Below are 1,230 nucleotides of genomic sequence, written 5' to 3'. Positions count from 1 at the left end.
ACCAGTGCGACCACCTCGGCACGCCGATGGAGTTGACCGATGAGCAAGGCAATGTCGCCTGGGCGGGGCAGTACAAGGCTTGGGGTGAAGTCCGTGAGGAGCGCTCGGACTGGGCGAAACAGCATGGACTGGGCAACCCGATTCGCTTCCAGGGGCAGTACCACGACCATGAGACGGGGCTGCATTATAATCGTTATCGCTACTATGATCCCAATGTAGGACGATTTGTAAGCAAGGATCCAATTGGTTATACAGGAGGGATTAATCTATACGAGTATGCTCCTAATTCGGTTGAATGGACGGATCCCCTGGGTCTTTGTCGGTATCTAAAACTTTTATGGCAAGTAGGTACGCATAAAGGAAATAAAAATTGTGTCAAGGGGTTGAGTCTCGGGTTGGACTCACACCACGTTGGGCAAAAAAACCTGATGAAGGATCTTGTAAAGGAGTATGATCCGGATACAGCACCTACTATACTCGTTCCTCGTGAAGGGCATACTATATCTAAAGAGGGGGTGGGTATTGTTTCTCGAAGCAAGCTTAATCCGAAAGCAGGGCTTCCATTTACTAATGCCAGGGACCTGGTTGCTAGAGATATCAAAGAGTTAAGGCGAGTATATCCTGATATTCCGAATGGGAAGCTTCAAGAGCTTATTCGAATGAATAAAGAGATGTATCCGGAACTGAGAAAATAGGAGGCTGTATGAGTGCTGCTGAAAACTTTGTTGGGGCTGTATTTAGAGAGATTTTCGATCAAGGGGTTCCTCGTTATAGGAAGTCTTTGAGCTCGTCCCCTGATGATGGCTCGGACGTGTATGCGAGAGCTAGAAATGCATTGACCAAATTATCTGATAATGAACGAGAGGATGTATTAAGTTTTATCTCTCTTGCGATGGCTGATGCGGTGTCGATTGTTTTTGGGACGTTGGATGGTACTCACTTCCCTGACGGAATTTCCGGAGATTTTGTTGTCAGTTGTGATGGCGATGAAATTAGTGGGGACCTACAAGACTATTTTTTGGAGAAAGCTGAAGAAAAGGGGATCTACTAAACCTCAGGTGGAAAATCCAAGAGTTTTTGACAGCCACACAATTGGCTCTGTTCGCTATCGGCGCTAGGTTCGTTAGGCCTGCGCCGTGTCGGCTGAGTTTGCAAGGCCAACTTCCTCTACGACCCGGTTGGCCGGCTGTTGCAAGAAACCGGTTTCGATGGCTTAGTCACCCGCTATCA

2 protein-coding genes are annotated in these 1,230 nt (G+C 47.6%); both read left to right on the top strand.

All coding sequences use genetic code 11. The features are described from left to right. Nucleotides 1-695 (top strand): RHS repeat-associated core domain-containing protein (locus tag NJG22_RS24415; RefSeq protein ID WP_253098494.1); only part of this gene is annotated, 695 nt, incomplete at its 5' end. Nucleotides 696-703: 8 nt separating this feature from the next. Further along, complete coding sequence (locus tag NJG22_RS24410) at nt 704-1,051, top strand: hypothetical protein (protein WP_253098492.1); 348 nt, start codon at nt 704-706, stop codon at nt 1,049-1,051. Nucleotides 1,052-1,230: the final 179 nt, after the last annotated feature.

Origin of the sequence: Pseudomonas sp. VA159-2 (genome assembly GCF_024126635.1) — a bacterium.
GTDB lineage: Bacteria > Pseudomonadota > Gammaproteobacteria > Pseudomonadales > Pseudomonadaceae > Aquipseudomonas > Aquipseudomonas muyukensis.
Note: the sequence above shows the minus strand (reverse complement) of the source record. Positions and strands in the feature narration are given on the sequence as shown.